Raw genomic sequence first — 3,058 nt, forward strand, 5'->3', positions numbered from 1 at the left:
TTATTATTCATTTTGGCAGTTCTTTTAGTGATTTTTCGACGGCAAATCGTATTTCACTATAGAAACTGCCTTTTTTTCAACTAATTAGAAATTTCGTTCACGGAGCCTAGGGTTCTGCAAAAAATATTATTCTGGTGACCAACTGGGTGACCAAAATTTCAAGAGCAAGTAATTGAATCAACAAAATCTGCGCCATATAAAACGACCTCAGAAACCGAAGAGGTACCTTTCACAATGCGCTTATTGCAGGGCAGAAAAACAATTTCCCGATGATTTTTCTGATGAACATGTAATACCAGGGTTATTAGGCCTGTTTGGAACAGACACCATGACTCTCAATGATCTTGTTTGCAAAGAATGCAACCAATACTTTGGGGATAATCTTGAATTAGCCTTAGGAAGAGACAGCGTATTTGGCATTGTATATCGAAGCATAGCAGGGGTAGTTACTCCTCCGAAGTTTAATAAAGTAATCCGTCATAAAAGAACCAGAATTGAGCCTTCAATTAACTGCCCTGAGTATGGGGATTTATTAGTCGATCTTGAGCTTCTCCCAGAGGGCAACTTTAAAGCCACCATAGCCAATCAAATAATCGTGATGAACTCCACAAAAGGCAGGCAGGTTCACTTTAGGGTTGATCGACTGCCTCATAAAAAAGTATTACTTAGCTTAGGCCTCAAGCCAGAAGAGGGTTGGATAAAATTTTTTTCGTACGCCGATGATATCCCATTAAGAGTGGCGCAGTTTAATGAAGCTTTAAAGAAGGCTGACATTTGCCTCATGCTCAAAGAACAACAATTTCATAGGCTTAATCTCGAACAAAGAAACCAACCTTTAATTTTTAAATCCATTATTGATGAGCCCATTCAAAGAATAATAGCAAAAATTGTTTTTAATTATTTTCTTTATCAATACCCCAAAATGACCGCGCTAAGCGATAGTTTTAGAGAAATCACGCAATTTATTCGATATAATCTCAAAGCAGCTCAGTTTCTTATGGTTATGGATTACAAACCATTATCAACAAATCTAGAGCAAGTTGAAAGCTCTGAGTTCGCATGGTATAGAATCACCACATTCCAGAACCCGTCAAACAATTATATCTTGGGGCAGTTAGTTCTTTTCAATAAAATTCAATGTGAAGTTGTTTTATCACGAAGCTATCCAATAAGAGGAATACCAAGGAAAAGCAGTATTTTTGATATTGAAAATAAAAGAATAATCCATAGCAACACTTAGGCATTAAGCCCGTTTGTTTTTTCGCATTTTCTTTACTCTACATTTAGAACCACATGAGTTCGAACACCATTTGGCATTTGGACGACCTATAAAAAACTTAAGACAATTGTTGCTTTGACATCGCCTCAGTTTTTCAAGCCCACCAAGTGAAGTAATATTAGAAAATATATAAGCTCCAAAAATTAAAGGGGGTGGATCACCTGGGTTTATTTACTCCCCTGCCATCTTCTTCCAGTCACCGGAAAATCAAGCCAAAATCAGCCAATTAATCTGGTCAATTTTTCTAAATTAATTGTAATCTCAAACAATTAAAGCTCTTAAAAGAAAAAAATTTTATAAGAAAGATTTGAATGTTATCGTTTCAGATTTCTATAGAAATTTTCATGAACTCCCAAGGCAAGTAAAATTCTTTCTTGAGGAAGCCACTCATAGGCTAATAGGTACTCTTGATTATTTATTTTAAATTTATAAACAAAGACGCCAGCTAAATCACCCTTTTTGGCTGTACCTATTTCAGGATTTTCTATAATATTTCTTATTGCCTTTTTAACTGCTTCTTTTTGATCGTTGTGGAGTTTTTTGAATGCCTTCTTAAAAGCCGGCATTTGGCTTACCAATATCTCCTGCATATTATTCTTCGTCAAAATCAAAGGGTTCAGCAAGCGACCTATCAGAGTGCGTTGATATCAACAAATCTTTCACGAAATCAATAGGTAAATCCGGGTTGTCTAAAGCGCATTTCCCGACTTTTGCCCAAAACTCAATTTGGCCTGGAATGGAGCGGCACTCTGCCTTCGCTGTTTTCTTAGCAGCTTCATAAATGCCATCATCAATTCTGATTGGAATACCCATAATAATTACCTATTGTGTTTATTTGCTACATTTGTAGTATAGCACAACATTTGTTTGGTAAATAGATTTTTAGTGTCTCTTAATTTATAAATTGATAGACAATCAAAAAACCTTATCATAAACTGTCCATAAAATCATCTTTTCCCTTATTAGTAGACATTCTTTCTACAAATCGATTAAGGAGACATTTTTAACATGCGACTCTTTGGATATGCTCGTGTTTCAACCAGCCATCAATCACTAGAGATTCAGATTAATGCACTAAAAGATGCTGGCGTTAAATCACATCGACTATTTACAGACAAAGCTACTGGCAGTCACTGTGAGCGCGATGGTTTGCAAACCCTTCGTCTTAAAGTAGAAGAAGGTGATGTCATTTTGGTTAAAAAATTGGATAGACTTGGGCGAGATACGGCTGACATGATTCAACTCATTAAAGAATTTGATGCTATGGGGGTATCTATCCGTTTTCTTGATGATGGAATTAGTACTGAAGGAACTATGGGAAAAATGGTGGTCACTATATTAGCTGCAGTTGCCCAAGCAGAAAGACAACTTATTCTCGAGCGCACCAATGAAGGCCGTACAGAAGCCAAGCTAAAAGGAGTAAATTTTGGCCGTAAACGTACTATCGATAGAGAAAAAATCATTTCACTTTATACTTCTGGTGTTGGCGCAACCGAAATTGCTAGAAAAACTGGAATTGGGCGTTCAACTGTTTACAAGTTGCTTCAAGAAACGGTAATCGAATAGAGGTATTTTATGATTCACGATAAATTAATAATATTTGATATTGATGGAACCTTAGCCCATACAAATCAAGCTGATGCAATTTTTTTTGAAAAGGCCATTTTAGATACTGTGATCTCCTTGATCTCCTCCCTATAAATAGATCCACTTTAAACTAGAGAATCTGGCAAAATATGAATTAATGAAAAACGGGGTATTTGCCATGAAACGCAGTAA

At 36.1% G+C, this 3,058-nt stretch carries 4 protein-coding genes; 2 read left to right on the forward strand and 2 right to left on the reverse strand.

The window, feature by feature from the left end:
* Positions 1-172: 172 nt before the first annotated feature.
* The gene (locus E1O65_RS12330; RefSeq protein WP_133133893.1) at positions 173-1,240 is read left to right on the forward strand and encodes an HNH endonuclease; all 1,068 of its coding nucleotides are present in this window, start codon (positions 173-175) and stop codon (positions 1,238-1,240) included.
* A gap of 353 nt (positions 1,241-1,593) precedes the next feature.
* Here the strand turns inward: E1O65_RS12330 and E1O65_RS12340 are convergent, their stop codons facing one another.
* The gene (locus E1O65_RS12340) at positions 1,594-1,845 is read right to left on the reverse strand and encodes a type II toxin-antitoxin system RelE/ParE family toxin (RefSeq protein ID WP_242601611.1); all 252 of its coding nucleotides are present in this window, start codon (positions 1,843-1,845) and stop codon (positions 1,594-1,596) included.
* 25 nt (positions 1,846-1,870) lie between these two features.
* Positions 1,871-2,092 carry a ParD-like family protein gene (locus tag E1O65_RS12345; RefSeq protein ID WP_133133895.1) on the reverse strand — a complete coding sequence of 74 codons (222 nt, stop codon included), beginning with the start codon at positions 2,090-2,092 and terminating at the stop codon, positions 1,871-1,873.
* 195 nt (positions 2,093-2,287) lie between these two features.
* On the opposite strand from E1O65_RS12345, the gene E1O65_RS12350 reads away from it, so the two are divergent.
* Positions 2,288-2,845: a recombinase family protein gene (locus E1O65_RS12350; RefSeq protein WP_133133896.1), complete on the forward strand. Its 558-nt coding sequence runs from the start codon at positions 2,288-2,290 to the stop codon at positions 2,843-2,845.
* Positions 2,846-3,058 lie beyond the last annotated feature (213 nt).

Source organism: Legionella sp. W10-070 (genome assembly GCF_900640175.1).
In the GTDB taxonomy this organism is placed as follows: domain Bacteria; phylum Pseudomonadota; class Gammaproteobacteria; order Legionellales; family Legionellaceae; genus Tatlockia.